The 26,073-nt window shown below is 27.3% G+C and carries 18 protein-coding genes; 4 read left to right on the plus strand and 14 right to left on the minus strand.

What is annotated here, in order from left to right:
* Window positions 1-493: 493 nt before the first annotated feature.
* The 8 genes from ACWXVS_RS00005 to trmB form a co-directional block, all read right to left on the minus strand.
* Entirely contained in the window at window positions 494-709 is a 216-nt protein-coding gene (locus ACWXVS_RS00005) for a transposase (RefSeq protein WP_455994521.1), read from the minus strand.
* Between the two features lie 428 nt (window positions 710-1,137).
* The gene (locus ACWXVS_RS00010) at window positions 1,138-2,739 is read right to left on the minus strand and encodes a hypothetical protein (RefSeq protein WP_455994388.1); all 1,602 of its coding nucleotides are present in this window, start codon (window positions 2,737-2,739) and stop codon (window positions 1,138-1,140) included.
* 211 nt (window positions 2,740-2,950) lie between these two features.
* A complete protein-coding gene (locus tag ACWXVS_RS00015) occupies window positions 2,951-4,042 on the minus strand; it encodes a hypothetical protein (RefSeq protein WP_455994390.1) in 1,092 nt (363 codons plus the stop codon).
* A gap of 514 nt (window positions 4,043-4,556) precedes the next feature.
* On the minus strand, window positions 4,557-4,739 hold the full coding sequence (locus ACWXVS_RS00020; RefSeq protein ID WP_455994392.1) for a hypothetical protein: 183 nt from the start codon (window positions 4,737-4,739) through the stop codon (window positions 4,557-4,559).
* A 266-nt stretch (window positions 4,740-5,005) separates the two neighbouring features.
* Window positions 5,006-5,632: a hypothetical protein gene (locus ACWXVS_RS00025; protein WP_455994394.1), complete on the minus strand. Its 627-nt coding sequence runs from the start codon at window positions 5,630-5,632 to the stop codon at window positions 5,006-5,008.
* A gap of 359 nt (window positions 5,633-5,991) precedes the next feature.
* Window positions 5,992-7,989, minus strand: a complete 1,998-nt coding sequence (locus ACWXVS_RS00030; protein ID WP_455994396.1) for a variable surface lipoprotein — start codon at window positions 7,987-7,989, stop codon at window positions 5,992-5,994.
* 311 nt (window positions 7,990-8,300) lie between these two features.
* A complete protein-coding gene (gyrA, locus tag ACWXVS_RS00035; RefSeq protein WP_455994398.1) occupies window positions 8,301-11,042 on the minus strand; it encodes a DNA gyrase subunit A in 2,742 nt (913 codons plus the stop codon).
* Window positions 11,043-11,137: 95 nt separating this feature from the next.
* Window positions 11,138-11,743: a tRNA (guanosine(46)-N7)-methyltransferase TrmB gene (gene trmB, locus ACWXVS_RS00040; protein WP_455966003.1), complete on the minus strand. Its 606-nt coding sequence runs from the start codon at window positions 11,741-11,743 to the stop codon at window positions 11,138-11,140.
* Between the two features lie 139 nt (window positions 11,744-11,882).
* Between trmB and ACWXVS_RS00045 the strand changes: the two genes are divergently transcribed.
* Complete coding sequence (locus tag ACWXVS_RS00045) at window positions 11,883-12,497, plus strand: DUF402 domain-containing protein (RefSeq protein WP_438340542.1); 615 nt, start codon at window positions 11,883-11,885, stop codon at window positions 12,495-12,497.
* Between the two features lie 52 nt (window positions 12,498-12,549).
* On the opposite strand, the gene ACWXVS_RS00050 is transcribed toward ACWXVS_RS00045, so the two are convergent.
* From ACWXVS_RS00050 to ACWXVS_RS00070, 5 genes are all read right to left on the minus strand, one after another.
* Entirely contained in the window at window positions 12,550-13,827 is a 1,278-nt protein-coding gene (locus tag ACWXVS_RS00050) for a hypothetical protein (protein WP_455994400.1), read from the minus strand.
* A 204-nt stretch (window positions 13,828-14,031) separates the two neighbouring features.
* Entirely contained in the window at window positions 14,032-16,227 is a 2,196-nt protein-coding gene (gene ftsH, locus ACWXVS_RS00055) for an ATP-dependent zinc metalloprotease FtsH (RefSeq protein WP_455994402.1), read from the minus strand.
* 59 nt (window positions 16,228-16,286) lie between these two features.
* Complete coding sequence (gene tilS, locus ACWXVS_RS00060) at window positions 16,287-17,228, minus strand: tRNA lysidine(34) synthetase TilS (RefSeq protein ID WP_455994026.1); 942 nt, start codon at window positions 17,226-17,228, stop codon at window positions 16,287-16,289.
* Window positions 17,218-17,772, minus strand: coding sequence for an aminoacyl-tRNA hydrolase (gene pth, locus ACWXVS_RS00065; RefSeq protein ID WP_444704941.1), 555 nt, complete (start codon window positions 17,770-17,772; stop codon window positions 17,218-17,220). Before pth ends, tilS begins: the two co-directional genes overlap by 11 nt.
* Window positions 17,773-17,813: 41 nt before the next feature.
* Window positions 17,814-20,090 carry an ATP-dependent DNA helicase gene (locus ACWXVS_RS00070; protein ID WP_455994404.1) on the minus strand — a complete coding sequence of 759 codons (2,277 nt, stop codon included), beginning with the start codon at window positions 20,088-20,090 and terminating at the stop codon, window positions 17,814-17,816.
* Window positions 20,091-20,221: 131 nt separating this feature from the next.
* On the opposite strand from ACWXVS_RS00070, the gene serS reads away from it, so the two are divergent.
* Both serS and ACWXVS_RS00080 read left to right on the plus strand, forming a co-directional pair.
* Window positions 20,222-21,487 carry a serine--tRNA ligase gene (serS, locus tag ACWXVS_RS00075; RefSeq protein ID WP_444704939.1) on the plus strand — a complete coding sequence of 422 codons (1,266 nt, stop codon included), beginning with the start codon at window positions 20,222-20,224 and terminating at the stop codon, window positions 21,485-21,487.
* Window positions 21,488-21,574: 87 nt separating this feature from the next.
* Window positions 21,575-22,165 carry a hypothetical protein gene (locus ACWXVS_RS00080; RefSeq protein WP_455994406.1) on the plus strand — a complete coding sequence of 197 codons (591 nt, stop codon included), beginning with the start codon at window positions 21,575-21,577 and terminating at the stop codon, window positions 22,163-22,165.
* 69 nt (window positions 22,166-22,234) lie between these two features.
* Here the strand turns inward: ACWXVS_RS00080 and pyk are convergent, their stop codons facing one another.
* Entirely contained in the window at window positions 22,235-23,656 is a 1,422-nt protein-coding gene (pyk, locus tag ACWXVS_RS00085; protein ID WP_438340534.1) for a pyruvate kinase, read from the minus strand.
* A gap of 953 nt (window positions 23,657-24,609) precedes the next feature.
* Between pyk and ACWXVS_RS00090 the strand changes: the two genes are divergently transcribed.
* Window positions 24,610-26,073: a DUF1846 domain-containing protein gene (locus ACWXVS_RS00090; protein WP_455994408.1), complete on the plus strand. Its 1,464-nt coding sequence runs from the start codon at window positions 24,610-24,612 to the stop codon at window positions 26,071-26,073.

The following is a 26,073-nucleotide window of genomic DNA, read 5'->3' on the forward strand; positions in this document are numbered from 1 at the left end:
AATGTTAATAAAATTTTGTTAGATTTTTTCATAAATTTCCCCTTAAAATGTTTATCAATTTACTAAATTACACCATAGTTTTTTTTTTTTTTTTGTGAAATTTATTAACAAAATATCAAAAAATTCTGTTTTTATAAATAAAAGTTATCCTTAGTTTTATCAATTGAGTCTACTGGTTTAAGTCATTAATATAAAAAATAAGATGACTCTAAAATCGAAACTGTAGAAAATTTTGTGTAAATTAATTTCTGGCTTATTTTTTTATAAGTAATTTGAGAATAGCAATTACACAAAACAAAATTTATTATACAAAACAAGCCCACAATTAGGAACAACTTTATTTCATTTTTCCAACTGATTTTGAATTGCAAAATAAACTATTTTTATTAATATGTAAACTGACTTTTCAACAAGTTTATTTTCTTCTTTAACTTAAATCTTATTTCATCAATAAAAACTATGGCATATGTTTTTTTCTAAAGGTCTATTTCTTCTACTCTGTAATTTGAGCTATTATCTTATTAGTTACTCTACTTACAAAACTTGGATCAACATCTATAGCATACATATCTTTTAATGTATTTGATATGTCCCTAGTTGATACACCTCTTGAATATAAGCTAATAATTTGGCTTTCAATTTTGGAAATATCGTATTGAAATTTAGAAACTACTTTTGGTACAAATCTTGAATTTCTATCTCTTGGAATTTAGTTCAATTTCTCAAAAATTAGATCTTACATTTTGGAATAACTACCATTTCGATAGTTGTCTTTTATAGCTCTTTCGTGTTCATATTTATCTCATTCAAGAAAGTTTTTTAATTTTTTTCTTGCATCATAATTTCTATAAGATCTTTTATATTTTTTTTAATAATTTCATAAACATCTTCTTTGGTTGTTGGTTTATATTTATCATGTAATTCTCTTGAACTTAGCATTTTAATATCTTTTTTGGCATATTAAAAAATCTCCTGTGTAAATATTTTAAATTTAAATATTTGCCATTGGGAGATTTTTAAACAAAATTATCTATGGTACCTAATTTCTAATTTAGGGTTTTTATATTCTTTGAATATTTTTAACTATTGCTTTATATTTGCAACAAAAGAATAAAAATCGTCAAAAAAAGAATCGATTTATTTTTTTTCTTTATTTTTTCAACTAAGGTAAAGAGTTTGCCCAGCCCTATTGTCAATTGTTATTTCAAACCCGTCTTTTTCTTTATTATCAAAATAAAATCTTCTTAATGTCTTAATTTTTCCGCTTTCTACAACGACTAAATATTCAACAAAATATAGTTCTGTTTTGTAAAATCTTTCTTTTTTATTATTTCTTTCAAATAATCGAGTTAGTACATTTACTTTATCAGTTTTATATGTAGCATAAAATGCTTCATTAAGTTTTTCAAATAATTCCTTATTATTTCTACCTTGAGAATTTATTGCATCTATAACTTGCGATTTTGTATATTTAGAAGAATCAAGTTTTGAAGTATCATGCATCAAAAGGTTTTGTGGTTGCCCTATTTTTAATTCATCAAGTGCATAAAACAATTGAGTTAAAGCGATATTGTAATTTTGCATACGATGAATATCCTTATTTGTTTGAAGGACATAGAAACCATCATTTAAATTTTCTAATCAATTTTTATATATGATTTTTTCTTCTAATTTTTTAATTGATTCTTTACGATATGTTTTTAATTTTTCAAAATCTCCAGTTTTGATAGCGTTATTTTTCTTTTTAATATCTTCCTTAGTAATAATTCTTGAATTTGAACCGAATAATACAAATTTATCTCCAAATTCTTTTAAATCTACATACCCGCCCAACAAAGGTTTTAGCATATTGAAATATCTATCAACATCTGCTTTGTCTTGCAATAGTTGTTTAATAGTTCTCTTTGTAGGATCAGCTGCTTTGTAATATTCACTTATGCTGTTTTTAAAACTTTCAACACTAAGATTATTAGAAGTAAATAATGTTTCATCATAAACAAAAGATTTTGTTATATCATTTCATTTATTTTTAATATGTTCTTCAAAGGTATTTAAAATTTCTTTTTGTTGTTCTTTTTCAAATAAAGATAATGTTATACTATTATTATTACCATTTAAAGAGGCTTGTGTGTTATTTTTTAAATCAGAAACAATGATTTTGGATAATTGTTTTAAATATTCTTGTTGTTTTTGCTTTTGTTTTTTACCATCGATAATGATGTCTTTATTAAAAATAATCTTATCAGTATTTAATGGATTTTTATTTTCTTCTTCTAATGAAAAAGAAAATCTAATTCCTTCTCCCTCTTTTGAGGGGTCGTATTTTTGATATAGATATTGATTATAATAATTATTAACTATCTTTTGAATTTGTTCATTTGAAGGCTCATTATAATCAAAAATAATATCTGGAGCAATGTTTTTGAAAGCATTCTCGTCTAACTTTATAGATGGTTTATGAGGTTTTTTATCATGATCTTGTTCTTTGCCTTCTTCTTTCTTTTTAGGATCTTCTGGTTTCTTTTCTTGTTCTTTGCCTTCTTCTTTCTTTTTAGGATCTTCTGGTTTCTTTTCTTGTTCTTCTTTCTTTTTAGGATCTTGTGGTTTCTTTTGATCATCTATTTTAGGATTACTAGGTTTATTATCATTATTTGAACTGCAAGAAATAACAGTTGCAGCCGTTATAAAAGGTATTGAGATACTTGCTAATGTTAATAAAATTTTGTTAGATTTTTTCATAAATTTCCCCTTAAAATGTTTATTAATTTACTAAATTACACCATAGTTTTTTTTTTTTTTTTTGTGAAATTTATTAACAAAATATCAAAAAATTCTGTTTTTTATAAATAAAAGTTATTCTTTGCTTTATCAATTGAGTATGCTGGTTTAAGCCATTAATATAAAAAATAAGATGACTACAAAATCATCTTATTAAATTTTTTTGTGCTACCTACAAATTTAGTTCAAGTTCTATTTCCTTTTGAAATACCTTTGCAATTAAATCTTCAATTTCTTCACTTAATTTATTTAAAGTTTTCATTTTATTATTTAATTGTGTTTTTAACTCTTCATCTTCAGGATCTTTATCAGTAGATTTTTCTAATTCCCCTATTTCCTTTTTGATATCTTCTGCTATGACATTAGCTATTGAAAGACGTTTATATATATTAATTCTTTTATCAATTTCTTGTTTATTTTTTTCAAAGACTTTGATTAAATCATTAATATTTTTACTATTGAAATCATTATCATTTAAATATTCCATAAGTTGCTTAATTTGAGTGTCCGCATCAGTCTTTTCTTGCTCTAATTCTGCTATTTGGATAGCAAACTCAGATTTATCTACCTTGTAGTTTAATAATTCTTCAACTTTTTGCTTTCTCTGTTGACTCTTTGTTTTTAAATCTTCATATTCTTTTTTTAATTCTTCGTAATCCTGAGCATTATCAGCATCGTCAACCTTGCTTTGAGTTAGATTATCAATTTGTTCATCTGCATTCTCAATAGCTGCTTTTAAATCATTCAATTCTGATTTAGAAATAGTTTCAAGAATAGTTTCAAGTTCAACGGTTTTTTTATCGATTTCATCTTCGTTAACCTTAATTTCATTTTGTATTTCTTGTGCTTTTAGACTAATTTTTGGTGTTATACCATCTTTTTCATCTGAGCCATTTTCCTTATTTTGATCATCTTTTTTATTGTCATCGCCAGGTTTATTTTTACCATCAATTTCTGGTTTCTTTTCTTGTTCTTCTTTCTTCCCTGATTCTGGTTTCTTTTCTTGTTCTTTGCCTTCTTCTTTCTTTTTAGGATCTTGTGGTTTCTTTTCTTGTTCTTCCTTCTTTTTGGGATCTTCTGGTTTCTTTTCTTGTTCTTTGCCTTCTTCCTTCTTTTTGGGATCCTCTGGTTTCTTTTGATCATCTATTTTAGGATTGCTAGGTTTATTATCATTATTTGAACTGCAAGAAATAACAGTTGCAGCTGTTATAAAAGGTATTGAAATGCTTGCTAATGTTAATAAAATTTTGTTAGATTTTTTCATAAATTTCTCCTTAAAATGTTTATCAATTTACTAAATTACACCATAGTTTTTTTTTTTTTTTTTGTGAAATTTATCAACAAAATATCAAAAAATTCTATTTTTATAAATAAAAGTTATTCTTTGCTTTATCAATTGAGTCTGCTGGTTTAAGCCATCAATATAAAAAATGGGATGACTCCAAAATCATCCTAATTCCTTTATTAATAATTCACATTTGCTATTACCTTTTTGTGGCACTCTTTTTTAGTTAAATTGCAATTTTATCTTACACATCTTCAATAATTTTAATTTAAAGTATTCGATTCAGGTTTAGAAAAGGTTTAAAGCTAATTGCTTTTTTGCATAATCATTTTTCATTTTCTTTGATTTTTTTTATTTTCGCAGCACATAAGTCAATACTCGATGTTGGGAGATCTTGCTTTTGTGATACGCTTTTTAATTCCGCTTAACTTTGTTATAAGTCCTGTCTACCATTACCTTTTTTGTGTTTTATCATCACCAACATTTTTATTTTTTAACCAATCATACTAGATTGAATATCCTTAAAATCGCCTTTTTCATTGCTATCATCAATAATTAAGTTATCTAAATCATTGCCTTTATTTTCAGGTTTTGAAGATTCTTTGCCGTGAGATTCTGTGAAATTTTGCGTATTATTAATTTCTCTTTCTTTTTTAATTAAATCATCTTCCTGCATTATTTGGCCTTCTTGGAATTTATTATTTGCTTTTTTTCTGGTTTTTAGAATTATGAGCAAATTTAGCATTTTAAACAAATTAAAACAGTTTTATTAACTTTTTTATAGTTCTATTTTTAATGGGCGAAACTATTTAAGGATTTTAATAATTTACTAGCTTAATTTCTATATTTGCTATAATTAATCTTAAAAATCATGATTAAGGGGGTATGTGCTTTCTTTATAAATTGAGTTCAAGATATACATAGAAATATCAAAACTAAAACCTATCGGTTTTCAATTTTTGAAATAGCACTTTTTGGTCTATTATTATCATTATATATGGTGTCCGCAGCCATAGAAAAATTTGTATTTATTGGTGCTTTTAACATTTCAATAACATATGCAGTTTTTATTATTTTTGGTCTTGCGCTTGGGCCTTGAAAAGGGGCAATTATTGGTTTATTATGTGATACGATTAATCAACTGATCTTTGGAATATCAACATGGATGCCTGAGTATGCGATTGTCCCTATTTTAATAGCTTTTCTTGCTGGATATTTTATGAGGGGATTAAATAAAAAAAACGAAACTGCAACATGAGCAATGGGTTTTATTTTTCTAACCATTATTACAACAATTTTTATTTTAATCCTACTAAAAGAATATAATTCCCTACCAATTAGTGAGGGGTCTCTAAAAAGAAAAAGAAAACTATCAATCAACGCTGTTATAGGCATATCTACATTTGGAATAGCATCTATATGAATAATATCGGAAGCATTCTTAATAACATATTTAGTAACAAGAAATGTCCACGTTAAATATGCAATGTTTCTATTATTCAATATTTTATTAACTGTATTTGGAATACTAATAATAACTAGATGATTATGAGGTCCGTATGCATACATTAACTATCATAACCGTTTCCGAAGTGGGACATGAAAACATAGTGAATATTATTTCTTCTTTATGGTACCTATCATATTTAAGAGTTTAGTTGAAATACCAATTTATACATTTGCTATATTTGCAGTTTATCCAATTATTAGAATAATTAGAAACAAAATCAATTATGTATCTAAAAAAATAAGTGTATTTTAACATATTGCAAAAAATAATTTCTAGTCTCTAATAAAATCAACACGGCTCAAAATTAAGACTTTTTTTACTTTTGTGTTTATAAACTATAAATAAAAATCTAGGTAGTAAAAACCTAGAATTTTATTTATATAAATTTTTAAATTACTTATTTCCAATAAAATTTATGCTAATTAACTTCAAATACAGTAACAAAAGCAAAGGATTCAATATTATTTTTTTTATATCGAACAATTACAGAAATTTTTGTCTTAGACTTTTTGGTCTTAACCTCGAATTTTGTAGGTTTAATTATTTCAAATCCTTCAGGTACATTTATTTCGTAAACTAAATTGTCAAGGTTAAAATTTTCCTCGGTAAAACTACCATTATATTTAAGTTTTTTATCAAAACCTCTTGCTTTTATTTCTTCAGTTAATTGAAGTCTCTTTATATCCTCTTCTGCTGTTTTTTCATCGTTAATTTTAACTCTTGTTGAGCTTATTCTTGCATAATCTTTATTCAGAACATCGGTTAAGCTACCCAAACTTACTTTTATTGATTTAATTTTTTTGTTTTCAATAATTGGTTTTGAGAATATTAGAACATTTTGTGTATCAATAAAGGTTTGGGTGTAATTGTAAAAGAATAATTCTGAATCAATTTGATAAGTATTTTTGTTAAATTCAAAATGTTGGGCTGCTATAAATTTTTCACCATCTTTTAAAATTTTTTCTTTAATTTCATTATTTATTAAAACTAATTCTTTTGATTTAAGATTCTTCAAAGCCTTATCATGAATTCTTTTAAAACCATTATCACTAGTTAGATATTCATCAGAAGGTGTTTCCTTAAAATCGGCTAATTTTATTTGTTTATATTGTTTATTTTCAATGGTATTAGTTGGAGCTTGAATATCTTCAAGGGGTTCTTGGCCTTTTTGCTTTCTTATATTATTTAATTCTTCAATGCCTAATTTATTCAAATCAAATTGCACGTCATATGAAATCATAGGGCTTTTGCTTCAATCAGCAAAGGAAACTTCGATAGTTATTTTTTTAATGCCTTTTTCTTCTTTTATATCTTTAAAAACATATTGTAATTGATGATTCTTTGTTGTTAATCAATAAGATTTATTAGTTAATTTTGCATAATCGCCCTTTTCGATAAATGTTTTATCTTTTGAATAATAAGGATAAACAAGAACATCCTTAAGTTGTGCAACTAAAAATTCTTTTTGCTTTTCTTGCGTTAAATTATGAGGATTAATAGAAGAAGGATGCGCATATCTTTCTTTATCAATTGTTTTGGTTATTTTTTTACTTATTTTTTTGTCTGTATTTGAATATAATAGAATATCAATTTTATATTCATTATCAGACACCTTAACTAGATTAGAAAGTTCAAAATTATACAAATTTTTATCATATTCCGAAACAACAAAGTTAGGCTTATTTTCAAAATTATTAATTGATACATTCGTAAGTACGTTTTGATAAGCCTTTTCATTATTAAATCTTATCTTTAACTTTGTAAGGTTCTCATCTAATTTTGTTTTTTCTTCTAATTCTTTGTTTATTTGATTCATACCTTTTTTTCATCCAGTTAGAATGAAAAATTTATTTTTTTCATGTCTTATATTGGTATTTTTCTTTTGTAGTCGATATATAAAGGTAATGTCATTAGTTTCTTCGTTTTTAACAGCCTTGTATTGACTAAATTCAAAAGTCTTAGGCAAAATCTTAATAATTTTGCTCAAATCAGCTTGTGCTAATGTAGTATTTTCTATACTTGGATAACTAAATCTTGTATACGATTCCGCTAATTTAAGCAACTCTTGATCAGATTTTTTTGACAAATTAGCAATTTTAGATTCCATTTCATTTTTTGCTATTTCCATATGATTAGTAGTAGATTCTATCATAATTAAATCACTACTGTTTTTTAGGATATCCATAGCTTTATCTATAGCCTTTTGATAAACTTCCTCTTCTTCGAAGCTAAAAGCTAGCGATGCCTTATTTGCACTAAAGATTGCGTTTGTTTCCTCAACAGAAGTTTTTAATAAATTCTTAATTTTTTTTAAATCTTTTTTTGCATCCTGACTGCATGAAATTGATATCACAGGAATGGTAATTAATGGTGAAATTAACCCTATTGATAATAAAATTCTCCTATTTTTAGACATAAAGTTCCTCCGTAAATTTAAAAGAAAAGGCCACAAAAAAGTGGCCTTTTTATCCCTTAGATTTTATTGATTTTAATTCTTAATCTGATTGATTTATTCATTTTATAGTGAAATTATAGCATAATTAACATAGGCATTATAAAAGCACTAAAAAAGTAATAAAAAAGTCCTAAAATGGACCTTTACTTGCAACTATGCGTATTTAATATATAACAACAAAAGATTTATTTTGTGCTTGGTTTAAATACATCTAATATTTTATAATATTTTGACTAACTAATTTAATATTAGATTTTTTATTTAAACAATTTTTATTCATTATTATTGGTCTTTTCTTCATTTTGAATATCAAGATCAACATCACTGGTAATATCTTTTAATTCAGTATCAGTCAATTGACGTGTTTCATTTTCCTCGCCTGTTTCGTTAATTACTTTTGCCACTGCAACAATAGAAGAATTTCTCTTCTTTAGATCGATTAATTTAACTCCTTTTGCATTTCTTCCAGTAATACTTACGGCTTTTAGTGAAAATCTAATTGTAACACCCTCGTCGGTTATAACAATTATATCCTCAGTTCCTTTTACAGTTGCTGAGTAAGCAAGTTCGCCAGCTTTTCCTTCATTTAAAGCTAAAACACCCTTTGAATTTCTTTTTGTTTTTCTAAATGAATCAACAAGGCTTAATTTTCCATATCCACTTGCACCAAGACTAAAAATATAATTCCCCTCGCTCGAGGTCGAAACAGAAACTACCTTTTCATTTTCTCCTATTTTTATTCCCACAACGCCAGCTGCTAATCTACCTTTTGAATTAATATCAGCCACCTCAAAACGTGATAATTTTGAATTATTGGCTGCTATAAAGATGTCCTCATTATCAGTCGCAACTAGTGCCTCAACAAGACTATCTCCATCCCGCAATCCAAATGCTAGTTTTCCGTTTCGATTAATTAATTTATATAATGATAAATGTGATTTTTTAATAATTCCCTTCTTAGTTACAGTTACTAAGAATTTATTTTTATCATAGTCGCTATCATCAACACTTAATATTTTTATAACACGTTCATCACTACTTAAAGCACCAATGATATTAATAATTGGTGTACCTTTTGATTGCTTAGTCCCCACTGGGATTTCATATCCTCTTACACGATAAACCTTAGCTCCAGTAGTAAATATCAATAAATCAGTATGTGTATTAGCTACCAGAATGTCTTGAATATCATCGTCTTGATAGGTTTTAGCAGTTGAAACACCAACGCCACCGCGGTTTTGTTCTTTGTACTCATCTAAATCTAAACGTTTTAAATAGCCATTTGTAGTAACAGTAATGACAACGTCCTTTCTAGGAATCAAATCCTCATTATTAATATCAGAGGCTTCGTCTCAATTAATTTGTGTTTTACGGCTATCTCCATATGCTTCTTTGATTTCGTTTAACTCTTTTATTATTAGATCAATTAAAGCAGTTTTATCGCCCAATATTCTTTGATATTCGCCAATTCTTTCGTGAACTAATGCCAGCTCTTCATTCATCTTAGTAATAGCTAATCCAGTTAGTCTGCCGAGTCTCATATCAACAATGGCCTTGGTTTGAATTTCACTTAAATTAAACTTATTACTTAATTCTGTTTGTGCTTCTACATCAGTTTTTGATTTCTTTATAATTTCAATTACACGGTCGATATTTTCAACGCAAATTTTAAGGCCTTCCAAAATATGAGCTCTTGCTAAATCTTTTTCTAAATCAAATTGCAATCTTCTTGTAAGAACATTAATTTGGTGTTTTAAATATACTTCTAAAGCAGTTTTTAAATTAAGTTTTTGCGGTTCATTATTAACTAGAGCTACCATATTAAATGAAAATCTAGTTTGAAATTCTGTTAATTTAAATAATTTATTCAAAATAACTTCTGGGACATATGCCTTCCTAATTTCGATTACAATTCTTATACCATCGCGGTTTGATTCATCACGAAAATCAGAAATTCCTTCAATTTTTTTATCCTTAATTAAATGATTTATACTTTCAATTAAGTTTGCTTTATTTTTACCGTATGGAATTTCTGTAATAATAATTTTAGATTTGCCGTTACTCAATTCCTGAATAGTTGCCTTTGAACGTATAGTAACACGGCCAACTCCTGTTTCATAGGCGCGTATTAAACCTTCTTTGTCAAAAATTATCCCCCCAGTTGGAAAATCTGGCCCTTGAATATATTCCATTAATTCACTTATTGTAATATCAGGGTTTTTTGCCAATGCACAAACACCATCAATAACCTCATTTAAATTATGAGGTGGGATACTTGTTGCCATACCAACAGCAATACCATATGAACCAGAAACTAATAAATTAGGAAATCTAGAAGGCAATACTACTGGTTCTTTTTCTGTCCCATCATAGTTATCAATAAAATCAACAGTATTCTTCTTAATACCATCAACCATAGCGCCTGCAATCCTTGACATCCTTGCTTCTGTATAACGCATAGCAGCAGCAGAATCGCCATCAATAGAACCAAAATTACCATGGCCATCAATTAAAGGATATCTCAAAGAAAAATCTTGAGCCATTCTAACCATTGCTTCATAAACTGAACTATCACCATGAGGGTGATATTTACCCAACACATCCCCAACAATACGAGCAGATTTTTTATGTTGCACATTATGAAACATCCCTAATTCGCTCATACCATATAATATTCTACGATGAACTGGCTTTAGTCCATCCCTTGCATCAGGTAAAGCCCTTGCAACAATAACACTCATTGCATATTCAAGAAACGAACTCTTCATAACCGTTGCAAGATCAGCTGGTCTTAGCCCGTTTACTTCACTATCTAGAATTTGACTTTGGACAACATAGCTTTCATTATTTTGGGGAATATATTCCTCTTCATCATCTATTGTTTCTTTTGGCTCGTCATCAAAAACTCTTTTAATTTCATCGCTAACCGCATAAAAATCATCTATTGTTTCCTCTTTGCTTTTTTCCTGGCTCATTTTTAGTTCATCTAGTTTTTTTTCTTCATCATTAAGCATATTTACTCCTATAATATATTACAAAGTAATATATTAATTATATCAAAAAAGATATAAAAATTAAAGGCATAAAAAAACCATAAACTTTTTATGGTTTAAAATTTAAAAGCAATAAAATAAATTTTTTTGCCTTCATTTCTGAATTTTTCTTCATAATCAGTCAATTTATTTTCAATTTGATAATTACAATTATGTAAATCCGACGTATGATAAATTATATCAGCGTTAAATTCCTTTAATTGTTCCAATGCAAATTCATATAACCCGTTATTATCAGTCTTAAAATAAACTTTGCCTTCCTTATCAAGAACAGATTTATATTGTTCTAAAAAAGTTTTATAAACTAGTCTCCTCTTAAAATGCCTTTTTTTAGGCCATGGATCAGAAAAAGTTAGCCAAATTGTTTTTACCTTATCGGCAATAATTTCATTAAGTTTAGCAGCATCGCCCACAATTATCTTCATATTTTTTAAAGACTTTTGTTCAATCTTCTTGAGCGCCGATAATGCTGGGGTCGAGTATTTCTCTATACCTATATATTCATTTTCCGGATGACATAGTGCTAATTCTGAAAGCATCTTACCCTTTCCCATACCAATCTCAACAACGGCATCCTTTTTAGGTGTATAAGGGAATTGGTTAATATAAAATTCGCTATTTTCGAGAGTGCTTAATGCGTTTTTATTATGTCTTAATCTCATAGATAAAATTGTATAAAACCTTCTTGCATATTTTTTAAAAAAGATGGTTTTTAGTAACTTTTGTTTATAATTTTTATGATAACTAACTAAGTAAAATTAGTTTCTTATACATATATTAATTATTTAAAAATGAGGATACATGAGCTCTAATAATGAGATTAAGAGTTTTCATGATTTAGCAAAACAAGAAAATATATCAAAATTAGAATCAAGAAAACCTAAGAAACTATATCAAATGGGCCAACTAGTTTCTGTTCAAGCTTTTAAGTATGATGGCACATTATATCGACAATATGAAGGGTGTAAAATCATAGCTAATCTTGATGATTTTGTTGTTGTTTTATTAATGAAAACAAAAGTGCAAGAATCAAATATCAACTGGCTAGTTTCAAAACCTATTTTGTTTTTCTTTGCAAAAAATAAATTTTATAATGCTTCGATAACTCTTAATGATGATAGACCAAACAATATTTATGTTAATTTAGCTAGCCCCTTTTTTATTGAGGATAATATCATTAAATACATTGACTTTGACCTTGATATTAAATGTTACAACGATGATGAGTTTAACGTTATTGACTGAATTGACTTTAAAGAATCGATAACTAAGTTAAATTATCCTTTAAAATTGATTTATCGCATCTATAATGAACTTGATTTTTTAGAAGAACAAAGTAGATTAAAAAGGGGTATTTTTTCTAAAAAACTTATTAACGATATTAAAAAACAATTAATAAATTCCGGCGATATTTAGAATATTTAAGACTAATAAAAATAGAGGAAATTCCCTCTATTTTCTTTTTATTTTAAGCAATTTCTATTTCGGAAGAAACAACTTCATTGCCAATAATAGGAACACCATTTTTAACAAATTCAGCACCTTTATATTTAATTATTAAAATAAATTTGCCGTCTTTTTCATTAACTTCGTAATCAAGCTTGCTACTGATTTTTGTTTTATTTTTACTAATGTATGTTGGATTAGAAGGGTTTGCAAGTTGATAGTTCTTTCCGTCTTTATTTCACTCAATACCACTTGATAATAAAACCTGGTCCAATTCAGTCAAATCTTTTCAATTAGGGTGTTGATTTCTTTCGGTCCAAACAATGGCATGCGAGGTGTATGAATATCATAGATCAATCTTCTTTTGTTTTAAATCTTCTTTTAAAGAATCTTTTTTAGAATATTTATCATTTAGTTTAAACTTACCTTGTGTAGTTTTAATAAAGGCATCAACATCGCTAATTTTTTCATTAGTTTTTGGTACCTTAATTGAAAATTCTAATTTAGAAGTATTAGAAATATCGGAAATTATGTGATTTCCATCTTTACTGTATGATGCACTTTTATATTCAACAATTACTCCAAAATCAACAGTCTTATTTTTTCCATCAGAATCATCTTTCTCACTCTTTTTGACTATTTTATAGTTAAGCTGCGATTGCAATTCTATTGAATTTCTTTTCTTATTTTCATAGGTTGATTTTTCAGAATTAACAAGTTGTGTATCTTCCAATAAACTAGTATTTTTTATTGTAAATATTACATCAACACTTTTTTTTCAATTAGGATTCTTACCTTGTTGTGTTACAACTATATTTTTATCTTTTCTGCCATATCATAATCAAACTTCTTTATTTAATAATTTGGCACCATATTTAGTTTTATTTTCTTCACTAACCTCAAAGATATCTTTTAATTTCTTAATTACTTTATTTTCTTTTTTTGTTTCATCAATAGGAGCACTTGGATTATCGCCTTGTTTGTCATCTGGTTTAGGTGTTGGTTGTTGTTTGTTTTTTAATTTAATCTCATTAATTTCATTAATAAATGCATCCTTTATTCGTTTAATTTCTGCATCTGACTTCGCTTGAGCTAATAATTTTCTTGTCTTTGTAACACTTTGCGCTAATAAAACTTTTGTTTCGGCAGTTAAACTTTTATCCTCTTTGATAGTTTTATTAACATTTTCAATTTCTTTTTCTAATAATTGTTTTTCAGAATTAGAACATGAAACTGCTAAAACAGGAACAATTCCGATACTTGTTAAGGGCAATAATATTTTTAATAAACTCTTCTTCATAATCTTTTCTTCCTTTGCGTGTTTAATTTACATTATCTATACAGTAATTTATAATTAACTAAATTATAATATATAACAATTACATAAACAAATTAAAGCTAAAAAAGACACTTAATATAACACATATGACAAATTATTAAATTAAAATCCCAAAAGACACCATGTTATTGTCTATTGGGATTTTAAATAAAAAGTTATTCAATTTTAATTATTATCATCATTTTCATCATTACCAGACAAATTATCATCCAATGGAACATCATGTTTTGCAAGTTCCTTTGCTAAGTCGTTTTTATATTTATCCTCAGTTATTTTTTTAGCTCCTGAAACTTCATTAAATAAATTATTAAAATCAACTTCTGAATAATCTACTTTTAATTGTTCTTTTGTTTTGCTTAGCCCTTCTGGTAATTTCATATTTTCAGCAATATATTCAATTTCCTCAGCAACGATTGTTTCTTTAATAATAAGAGCATCTTTAATTAACTCTAATAAATCGCGATTCTCTGAAATAATTTTATGTGCTTCGCGTTCTGCTGTAAGAATAATTTTGCGAATTTGTTCATCAATTTCTTGGCCGACCTTGTTTGAAAAGGAAGCGTTTTTCATATAATCACGCCCTAAAAATGGATTTGATGTATCTTCCTCATACTTAATAGGTCCTAAATCAGATAAACCTCATTCAGTAACCATTCTACGTGCAATAGATGTTGCCTTAGCAATATCATCACTAGCACCAGTTGACACATTTTCCTTTCCATAAATAATTGCCTCGGCGACACGGCCACCCATAAATGAAGTAATAATAGCAATTAACTCTGATTTTGAACGATTGTATTTTTCTTCCTCAGGCATCATTAAATTATATCCACCTGCCTGACCACGAGGGATAATGGTAATCTTTTGTACCTTATTGCCGCCTTTCATTTTAATTCCAACAACGGCATGTCCCGCTTCATGATACGCAACTGCTATATTTTCTTTTTCAGAAATTGTTCTTGATTTCTTAGCAGGACCCGACATAACTCTATCAATAGCTTCATCAATTTGTTCTAAAGTAATAAATAGAGTTCTTTCTCTAACACTCAATAATGAAGCCTCATTAATTACATTTTCGAGTTGGGCACCCGAAAATCCAGGAGTTCTTCTAGCCAATTGTGAGAAACTAATTTTAGGATCAACTCTTTTTCCTCTCGCATGTAATATTAGGATTTGTTCTCTTTCTTTAATATCAGGGAGTCCGACAGTAATAGTTCTATCAAAACGACCAGGTCTTAATAAGGCAGGATCAAGAACATCGGTTCTATTAGTTGCTGCCATAATTAAAATTCCACTATTTTCCTTAATGCCGTCCATTTCTACTAGCAATTGGTTAAGAGTTTGTTCTCTCTCATCATTTCCGCCACCAATTCCAGCGCCCCGCGATCTACCTACAGCATCTAATTCATCGATAAATATAATTGCAGGTGCATGTTTTCTTGCTTCTTCAAACATATCTCTAACACGTTTGGCTCCAAGACCAACAAACATTTCCACAAAATTCGAAGCAGAAATAAAGAAGAAAGGCACATTAGCTTCCCCTGCTGTAGCTTTTGCAATTAAGGTTTTGCCAGTTCCTGGAGGCCCTCCAAGTAAAATACCTTTAGGGATTCTAGCACCCGCAGCATCATATTTATTAGGATTTTTTAAATAATCAACTAATTCTTTAACTTCTTCCTTAACTTCCTCATTTCCTGCTATATCTGAGAATTTTTTATTTGAATATACTCTTTGTGCTAATGATTTATTACCTATACCAAAATCACCGCCCAATCCTCTTCTTGACATTGATTTTAAGCTAAATACAATAGCAATAATAATAATTCCAAAGAAGATTACATTAATCGCTGGACTTATGTATTTTTCGAAGATGCCGGCCTGTGGAATTGGTGCTGAACTAAATGAGCCAGAAATACCACCACTTGTTGAAGTTATGGCACTAAGAGCTTCATAATATGTTTTAGTATTTGTTCATGAAATTAATGAAGATGGTAATTCCCTTTCTAATAATCCACTTAAGTTAATCGTAAATGAATAAGATGAAAAGGGATAAAATTTTCGACCAAGCAAAAATTGCAATTCATTCTGGGTTCCATTAACTGTAATATTTAAAGTATCAGAATAAGTATTTTCTAATCATTGCGAAACATAAAGACCATCAGTTTTACTTTTTGCTGTTTCTCTTACGACTTTTTCTAAAAAACCTAGATTCTCGTATTTGATTGAAGCAGCACGAATTTGATCAACTGCAATTAAAACAAGAACTATAAAGGCAACAATAGCAATAAAAATCCCAACTATTCCAAATAATCCAATTTTTTTCTTTTCTTTCGGTTGTGGAGAGTTATTTTTATTTCCCATATAAAACTCCTTTCTATAGTAATTTAATATAATTTATTAGCAAAATTATAAAATAAAAATTAATTTTTACAAATTTTTAGAGACGCTTGCTTCTTATAGATAATTACTTCATCATTAATTTTAAAACCTTTAAAATTTTTTTGAGACATAATAAACTTTTTAAATGAATTTAATTTATTTAATGAAATTTTAATATCCTTAACATTAGCGTGCAAATATTCAAATAAAATTTCATTAATATAACAATGATCAAAATTTAGAATTTTATAATTGTAATTAGATTCCCTAAACTTTTTAAATTCATTATTTACAAGATTTTGTTTTTTCTCTAATTCTTTATTCAAGAATTTTAATTTTAAAAATAATTCATCTTTTTGTAAGGAAGAACATTTTTTTAGTCCAATTCTAATTTTATTTCTAGTATATATAGGCAAATTATTTGTATAATCAATAGCATATGGTATCGCAAATTGATTACAGAATGCTAAAATTTCATCTTTATATCACAAATTAATCATCGGTCTAAAAATATTCATGTTATTAATTTTATTTAATGGCATTATTCCATATTGTTTGGGGTGCCTAAAGGTTTGCTTCTGAAATAAGAATGTTTCAAGACAATCATCCTTGTGATGCGCAAGAACTAAATAATTAGCCTTATATTTATCATAAATTTTTTTATAAAATGTATATCTTTGATCACGTGCTATTTTTTGAAAATTACCAACATGATCATTTGATTTTTCTATTGAAAAAATTTCGCATACGATGTTATTTTTATAGCAAAAATCTCGAACTATTTTTTCATCTTTTCACGAGTCCTCACGCTTATTATAATTAACACAAGCAACAATAATTTTTTGATTTTTCATAAGATTGAGCAGTCACATTGAATCAGGACCACCACTAATGCCAAGGATAAAGGTTTCATCCAATGAAACAAGGTTATTAATAAATTCATTAAAAAATTTTTGTCTTAATTCAATTAACTTATTTTCCATAAATTTTACCTGAATAGTTATTCATAACATAACGAATATCATTACTAATAAATTGAATTAAGGCATCAGATGCTGCATCAATAACTTTTTCAATTACCAATGAATCACTATAACTAAATTTTCCTAAAACAAAGTTAATAGCGTTTTCCTTTCTACCAATCCCCACTTTTAAACGTTTAAAATCTTGGGTGCCTAGATGGTTTATAATGCTCTTAATGCCATTATGGCCTCCTGAAGAGCCTGATTGTCTAATAGTAACTTTACCAAGTTCGGTATCCATATCATCATAAACGACAATGATATCATCGATCATTATTTCAAAATAATCGCAAATTGCTTTAATAAATTCGCCACTATTATTCATATATGTCAAGGGTTTAGCTAAAATTATTTCACTATCCTTATAAAAAATTCCATTAAACTTTTTTTCCTTTAGGGGACATTCTAATTTCTCGGCAAGTTTGTCAATAACCATGAAACCTACATTATGTCTTGTTCTCTCGTACTCAACACCTGGGTTTCCCAATCCAACAATTAATTTCATAATTTCTCCTTAAATAATTAAAAATTAAAACAAAATATTTGTTATTTATGATTTTTCATTCATAGATATTGAATATTAGTAATTCTTTTGGAATCATCATCATTTGCAATACCAAATTCTAGCGCACTTTTTTCACCTATAATAACACTATATTGCTTTGCTCTTGTTATTGCTGTATATATTAATTTTTTACTTAATAATTTTTTGGCTTCTGAGAATAAAATTACAATTACAGCCTTGCACTCACTACCTTGATATTTGTGAACACTTGTACAATAGGCTGAATAGGTATTTTCAAAGAAATAGGCTCTTGGTAAGGTAACCACTTTGTCATCACTATCAAATTCAATGGAAATGTGTGATAAAATAGGTTCCTTTTTTGTTGTTGATTTAGCATATATAAATTTCGAAATATAACCTATTTCACCATTAAAAACTTTCAATTTAGAATCATTAACTAGGTTGATAATTTTATCATTAATTGCTAATGTTCTTTCACGATATTTAGCGACTTCAGGTTTTTCTTTATTTCTAAAATAACTAATAAGAGCCTCATTAACTTCATCAATACCAGTTTCATAACGATATATTGGGCTAAGAATAGCTATGTCTTTTTTTGTATAGCCTTGAGCTAATAATTCTTCAATCTTCTTAATTAATTTATTTTTAAGTTCAAGGCGATTTGTTGGATAAAATTCAGAATTTTTTGATTCAAAATCCGGAAATACCCCTTCATTTATTTTTAAAGCATCTTTAACAATATCAAAGTTTCCAGATTGACGATATATATTAGTTAAAATAATAGTTTTAAAAATATTATTCTCAATAAAATCCTTAATTAAGTAGCCACTGCCAATGGCCGGCAATTGATCCTTGTCGCCAACCAAGATAATTTTAGCTAATGTATATTTTGATATACCTTTTAAAAGATTATAAAATAAATCCAATGACACCATTGAAAACTCATCAATAATTAAAATACTAATATCAGAGGTTGAATCTTCATTAGTAAAAAATCTGTTACTTTCTTGATCTCAACGCAAAAAACTATGAATAGTTTGGGCCTTCATATTTTCTTGCTTTATATTAATATTAATTGTTGCTCGACCAGTCGGAGTTAAAATTGCTATATCGTTATGATCATATTTTTTAGCTAATTGGTCAATAATTTCATTAGTTATTAATGTTTTACCAGTCCCGGGATTGCCAGTAATTAATACTAAATTCTCAGTTAAAGCCGATTTAATAGCTGTGACTTGTTGTGCATCAAAAATCGATGGAATATTTAAAATATTAGGCTCTTCGTAATTTGATTTCTTTAATATATATGAAAGACGCTTTACAACATATTCTTCTTTATAGATTGTATCGCGAGTAGTATAGTACTCACCATCAATGTATTTTAAAGAAATAAGCAATCTTTTTTCTAATAATTGGGCAACTGTCTCATCAAAATGTTTCTTAATACTATTAAAAATTTCATTATTAAAAATATTACATAGGGTTTTATAAAATTTATCTACTTTAATTCGCGTATTACCAGAATTAAAAAAATATTCTTCCACAAATGCATATAAATAAGTTGCGTTTTTTTGAACTAGCGATGTAGGATTAAATTCAATTGCAATCTTATCAATATCAGATATCTTAATATTTTCATATTCTTCAAGGTCAAAATAAAAATCGTATAAATTATCAAAATACTCATCTAAAAAACTTTTAAGGCTACTAAATTTCTTTAAAATTAACCTGCTTGTTGCCTTTGAAACATTAATCTTAAAAAGGTGTGATATATCAATTAAATATTGAAAGTTATTTTTTATTATTTCCACAAGTCTTTTTCAATCTTCCGCAGTGATACCAAATGTTTGTCCATAAAGCTTTTTATCGTCATAAATTTTTTGAAAAACATCTTCTCCTAAATCTCTTATTAATGTATTAAACTTAACATTTTTTAATTCATTAAATAGCTCTAATTTAAAAACTTGACTTAAATATTCATTTTTTTCCTCAATTAGAAGCTCAGATGTAACTTTTTTAAAAGGGATTTGGGAATCGATCAAATAACTATCATTATATTTTGAAAGGTTATTTTTAATTACGCTTATTTCATATTTTTTTTCGTGAATTTCAATTTTTAATTCGTCAAATAAATGATCATAAAAAGTTATGGTTATTGAATTATAGGAATTTAAGATTATTGGATTTTTTTTATCATTTTCTAAAACTTTAAAAGCCACAATTGCTGTACGCTGATCTCTTGATCTCCATAACACTTTTTCAAATGTTCCAGTTACTATAAAATTCTGTTTAAGCATATCTTTTTAATTGTAGCACAATCATACTTTTTTATGACCTATTTAAGGATATGCAAATTAAAGTTAATAACAACCATACTTTATTAAAAAAGTATAAAATTATTGATAGTTTAATTCAGGGAGTTTAAAATATGATTGATCTAAAATATCTTTTAAAAAATAAGGAAGAAGTAATTAAAAAACTTGCTAACAGAAATTTTGACCATTTAGCACTTGATAAAATTTATGAACTTGGTGACAAAAGAAATTCATTGATTCATAATTTAGAAGGTCTTCAGGCCAAAAGAAATAAACTAAGCGAAGAAATAGGAATCAAAAAAAGAAATAACCAAGATTATAACTTGCTAATGCTAGAAGTAAATGAAGCCAAAAAACAAATTGAATCAATCGAATCTGAAACAAATCAAATTGTCAAAGAAGTAAATGAGTTATTATTACAAATACCTAATATCCCGTATGATGACGTGCCAATAGGTTTAAGCGATGAGGATAATGTTTGCATTGGCGAATATGCTAACCTTGGACGTGGATTAGTTAAAAATGTCTTGCCGCATTATGAAATCGCAACTAAGCTTGATATTGTGGATTTCCAAAGAGCCGTTAAACTTTCAAAATCACGCTTTGCACTTTATAAAAACGATGGGGCTAGATTAATTAGGGCGCTTGAAAATTTCATGTTAGATACACATATAAAAAATGGATATAAAGAAATTATGCCAATGCACCTAGTTAATTCAAATATGCTTTATGGCACAGGACAACTCCCAAAATTTGGCGAAGATCTTTTTAAGGTCGAAAATAGTGACTTATGGCTGATACCAACTGCTGAAGTTCCAGTCACCAATTTGCATTACGATGAAATATTAAATCTTGAAAATCCTATCAAATATGTCGCATATACTAAATGCTTTAGATCTGAAGCTGGGAGTGGTGGTAAAGATACAAAAGGCTTAATTAGACAACACGAATTTCACAAAGTTGAACTAGTTAAATTTGTTAAACAAGAAGACGGTTTATTGGAATGACAAAAAACGGTCAATGATGCAAAAAGCATTTTAGAATTACTAGAAATACCTTTTAGAGAGCTTATATTATCAACAGGTGATACGGGATTTGGGTCAGCTAAAACAATTGACCTTGAGTTGTGAATTCCTTCTGAGCAGAGATATCGCGAAACTAGTTCAATTTCAATTTATAAGGATTTTCAAGCGATTAGAGCAAAAATTAGATATAGAACTAAAGAGGGAAAAACTAAATATGCATACACAATAAACGGTTCTGGTTTAGCCATTGATAGAGTTGTTGCTGCTATCTTAGAGAATTATCAAAATGAAGACGGTTCGATAACTGTTCCAAAAGTTTTAGTTCCATATATGAATAAAGAAATAATAAGATAAATAACGTTTAATATTTTAAACAACTAAATGTTATTAAGAAATCAAATTATAAATTCTTTATTATCCTAAAAATGGGGAAGAATAAATATGCAACCAGAGAAAAACGAAAATATTCAAAATGAAAATGTGTTATATGAGGAATCAAAAAATTTGTTAAAAAAACTTAATGAGCCGTTAAATTCCTATGAAGATTTCACTAAAATTTTCTCGATTGAGGAAATAAGTAAGAAACAACATGATGATTTTTGCAAACTATATGACGGGGAAGAAGAATATAACCAAGAATGAGGCCACACATTTTTCTGTTATTACTACTATCTTAGTAAACATAAAATTATTGACTCAATAAAAAGAGATTTCTTCCTAACAAAGTCAGAATCAGAAGAAAAATTATATAGTTTAACTACCTTAGAAATTCTTGACAAATTGCCAAATATGATTCTTTTTTTGGATAGAAAAATTCTTGCTAATAAATATATTTGGCTAGACAGCAAAATAGGTGAAATTCTATACTCAATGTATGGTGAAACAACATTTGGTTTTTTAGATAAATATTTTGAAACAAATGAAAGAATTACATTTAACCCTTTTTCATACATCATAAATCAAAAAATTTCTAAGCAACTAAAAAAGTTGAGAAATACATATAAACTCGACAAAAAAATATGATCTAAATAAATAAATTAAAATTGTTTAAATTAAAACCGCATGCCTAACGCTGCGGTTTTTTATTAATAAAAATAACTTTTAGAACTCATGTGAAGTAATATTTAAACTATCCACAACAATAAATTTATCACCTTTTTTAGCACCATATTCCTCTAAAACTTGACGTCCAGCATCGTGATTATATTTTATTAAAGATCTTACAGCTTCTGAATGCTTTTCACAAAATACGCCCGCAGTTACTCCATAACTCCATACAAGTTTGTCGTCACTTACAACACCAATAATATGAGCATTAGGACGATACTTAGCTACCTCTTTTAATAATTTACCACTATGTGATAAAACAATAGCAAACTTATAATCGCCAGGTTGCAATATTGATGCTACTTCATAAGCAATTAGCATTCTTGAATTTTGATCATTAGCAACCTTTTGAATTTGTTTCTCATAGAATAATTCAGTAAAATATTCTTTTTCAGCTCTCTTCGCTATTTTGGCCATTGTTTTAACAGCTTCAACTGGATATTTTCCAGATGCGGATTCACCAGAAAGCATAGTTGCATCAGCACCTAATTCAACAGCGTAATAAACATCAGTAACTTCTGCTCTTGTTGGTAAAGGATTATTTTCCATTGAGTCAAGCATTTGTGTTGCAACGATAACATTCTTTCCTTGAATTCTTGCTGCACGAATAATTTTCTTTTCTCAATATGGAACGTCATAATAAGGTATTTCTAAACCTAAATCACCTCTAGCAATCATAATTCCATCAGATGCTCTAATTATTTCGTCAATATTGTTAATTGCCATTTGAGATTCAATCTTTGAAATTATTTGAATATGTTGTCCGTTATGCTCATCAAGAATTTTTCTTATTTGATTAACCTGCGCTGCATTATTAACAAATGATGCTGCTATATAGTCAACTTTATATTGAGTTCCTCAAATAATATCATTAATATCTTTTTCTGATAAAAATGGTAGAGAGAAATTAACGCCCGGAATATTAACTCTTTTATTTGTTTTTAATTTATGAGAATTTATAGTTTCAACAATAACTTCATTAGGTTTTACTTCTTTAACAATAGTTACCAATTTACCATCATCAATCAATACCTTATTACCTTCATTAACATCTAGGTCCATACGATATGAAACGGTAATAGTATTCTCATCTCCAATTAAATTTTCATATGATTTTTTATCTGTTCTAATAGTTAATTTATGTTTAGCAGGAATTAAGCAAACGCCATCTTGCATCTTACCAATTCTGATTTCTGGCCCTTTTGTATCCAACATCAATGAAATTGGTCTATCTATTTCTTTTGATATTTGTCTAGCAATGTCAAACTTTCTTTTATGATCGTCAATTGTACCATGTGAAAAATTTGCTCTAATGGTTGTAACACCAGCTTCAATTAAAGCTTTCATTGTTTCATAACTTTCACTTGAAGGTCCGACTGTAGCGACTATCTTAGTTCTTAGTTCATTAAATTTCATGTTATGCCTTTCGAAATTTTTTATATAATAAAATTTTACTCTTTATTTAAAACTTGTTTTTTTAAATAATGATAAAAATACCAAAATTACTTTCCTTTAAAGATTTTTTAATTTTACATTAGTTAAGATTTGACTGCAATAATAAATTAGCAAGATAAAAAATTATTTTTCTACTAATTTTAAGGGGCAAAATATATAAGGTAGATAAAAATCTACACAAGGATGGGAACAAACAAATAAGATTCAATTATTAACTTTTTGAAACACCAAAAAACTTATATTCTAAAATCAATTTTGTTTCTATATCTAAAGAATCTTTCTTTGCCAAAAACATATTTTTACAATAAAAATTGCACTAAAAAAACAATATATTTTAATTCTATAAATACAACTATAGTTTGAAAAAATATTTAAAAAACGAAATTTAAAAAATTAGTAATAACATATTAGGTTCTTTTTACTTCATATTATTTAAAAATTAAAATAAATAAATCTTTCTTTAAGAAGCATCAAAAAATTTTTTGCACTATAAATAGTAACGTCTATCATTTGATCTTAGTAGTTTCACTGATGATGTAGCATTCTTTAAAAGTTTATTTACTACCTAAAAATCAAAAATGTATGAGGATTTATAGTCTTCGCGCCTTTGATAATGCAATTAAAAATAAGCATTCAACACGGTTAATTGAAAAATAAAAATCGTTTTTATATAACAAAGTTCAATGTAAAGAGAAGCAATTTAATTGTCAAAATTCCCCTTTATTAATTTTTTGTAATCATAATTTTTAAAAACTCATCTAAACTTTAAAAACTAATTATCATTATATAGTTTATGAAGCGTTGCGTTGTTTTCCTTTTAAAAGATGACTATTTGTAATTTCTTAATATCATAATATTAAATTGTTATAAAATTATTTAAGAATTAAAATAAATTTATATTTTAGGAAAAATTTATGGAAATTGGTTTTGATAATAACAAATATATTAATCTTCAATCTGATGAAATTAGGAAGAGAATTGATAAGTTTGGCAATAAATTATATGTTGAATTTGGTGGAAAACTATTCAATGACTTTCATGCCACAAGAGTTTTGCCTGGATTTAAACATGATGCAAAATTACAAATGCTGTTAAAACTTAAAGACGAAGTTGAAATAATGTTAGTAATTGCTGCCCAGGATATAAAAAACAGAAAAATAAGGTCTGACATTAATATTACATATGAAGAGGATATTTTTAGAATTATTAATAAATTTAAAAAATATGACCTTGATGTTAAAAATGTTGTAATAACACAATATGAAGATTCTATTCAAATCAAGTCCTTTATTCATAGGCTAACTAAACGAAGGATTAATGTTGTTAAGCAATATCATATAAAAAACTATCCCCACGACATTGAACATATTGTATCTGAAAGCGGTTTTGGCAAAAATGATTACGCTATTACTAAAAAAAGAATCATTGTCGTAACGGCGCCAGGACCAGGATCTGGAAAATTAAGTGCAATACTTTCACAACTATATCACGACAATAAGAATAATATAAAATCTGGCTATGCTAAGTTTGAAACTTTTCCCATTTGAAATCTGCAAGTAAATCATCCTACCAACCTAGCATATGAAGCAGCTACAGTTGATTTAAATGATATAAATATGATCGACTCATTTCATTGGAACGCATATAAAATCAAGGCAACAAATTACAATCGAGATCTTGAAGCATTCCCAATATTAAATAATTTATTAACAAAAATATACAATACATCACTGTACAAATCGCCAACAGATATGGGTGTTAATATGGCAGGATTTTGTATTACCAACGATCAAGCAGTTACCATAGCCTCTCAAAAAGAAATAGTATGTAGGTATTATCAAACCAAAGTAAATTACCAACAAGATAAATGTCCAAAAGTCTATCTAAATAGATTAAATAAAATAATTAAAAATAACAATATTGACCCTAATATTATAGGATCAATAAAATTTGCAAATGAATACACCAACAAAAATAATTTAGTTTGCTCAGCTATTGAAATAAATTCTGGTCATGTTTTGTTAGGAAAAGAATCTAAGTTATTAAATTCTAATAGTGCTGTAGTTCTAAATGCCTTAAAGTATTTTGCAAAAATTGATTCAACAATTGACGTTCTAAATCCTGATGTCATAGAATTAGTTAAGGATTTAAAACAAAACTTACATTACAATCATCTATCACTTGATGTTAAAGAAACACTTATGGCCCTTTCAATTAGTGCGCTAACATCTAAAATAGCTAAAAAAGCATATGATCAAATTAATAAACTTGCTGGTTTATATTTACATAGGACCACAATATCAAGCGAATCTGATAAAGAAATTTTAAAAAGTATGGATATATATTTAACCGAACAAGTTGAAGTAATAAAACATTAA

The sequence above is a fragment of the Mycoplasma sp. 327 genome (assembly GCF_053851655.1).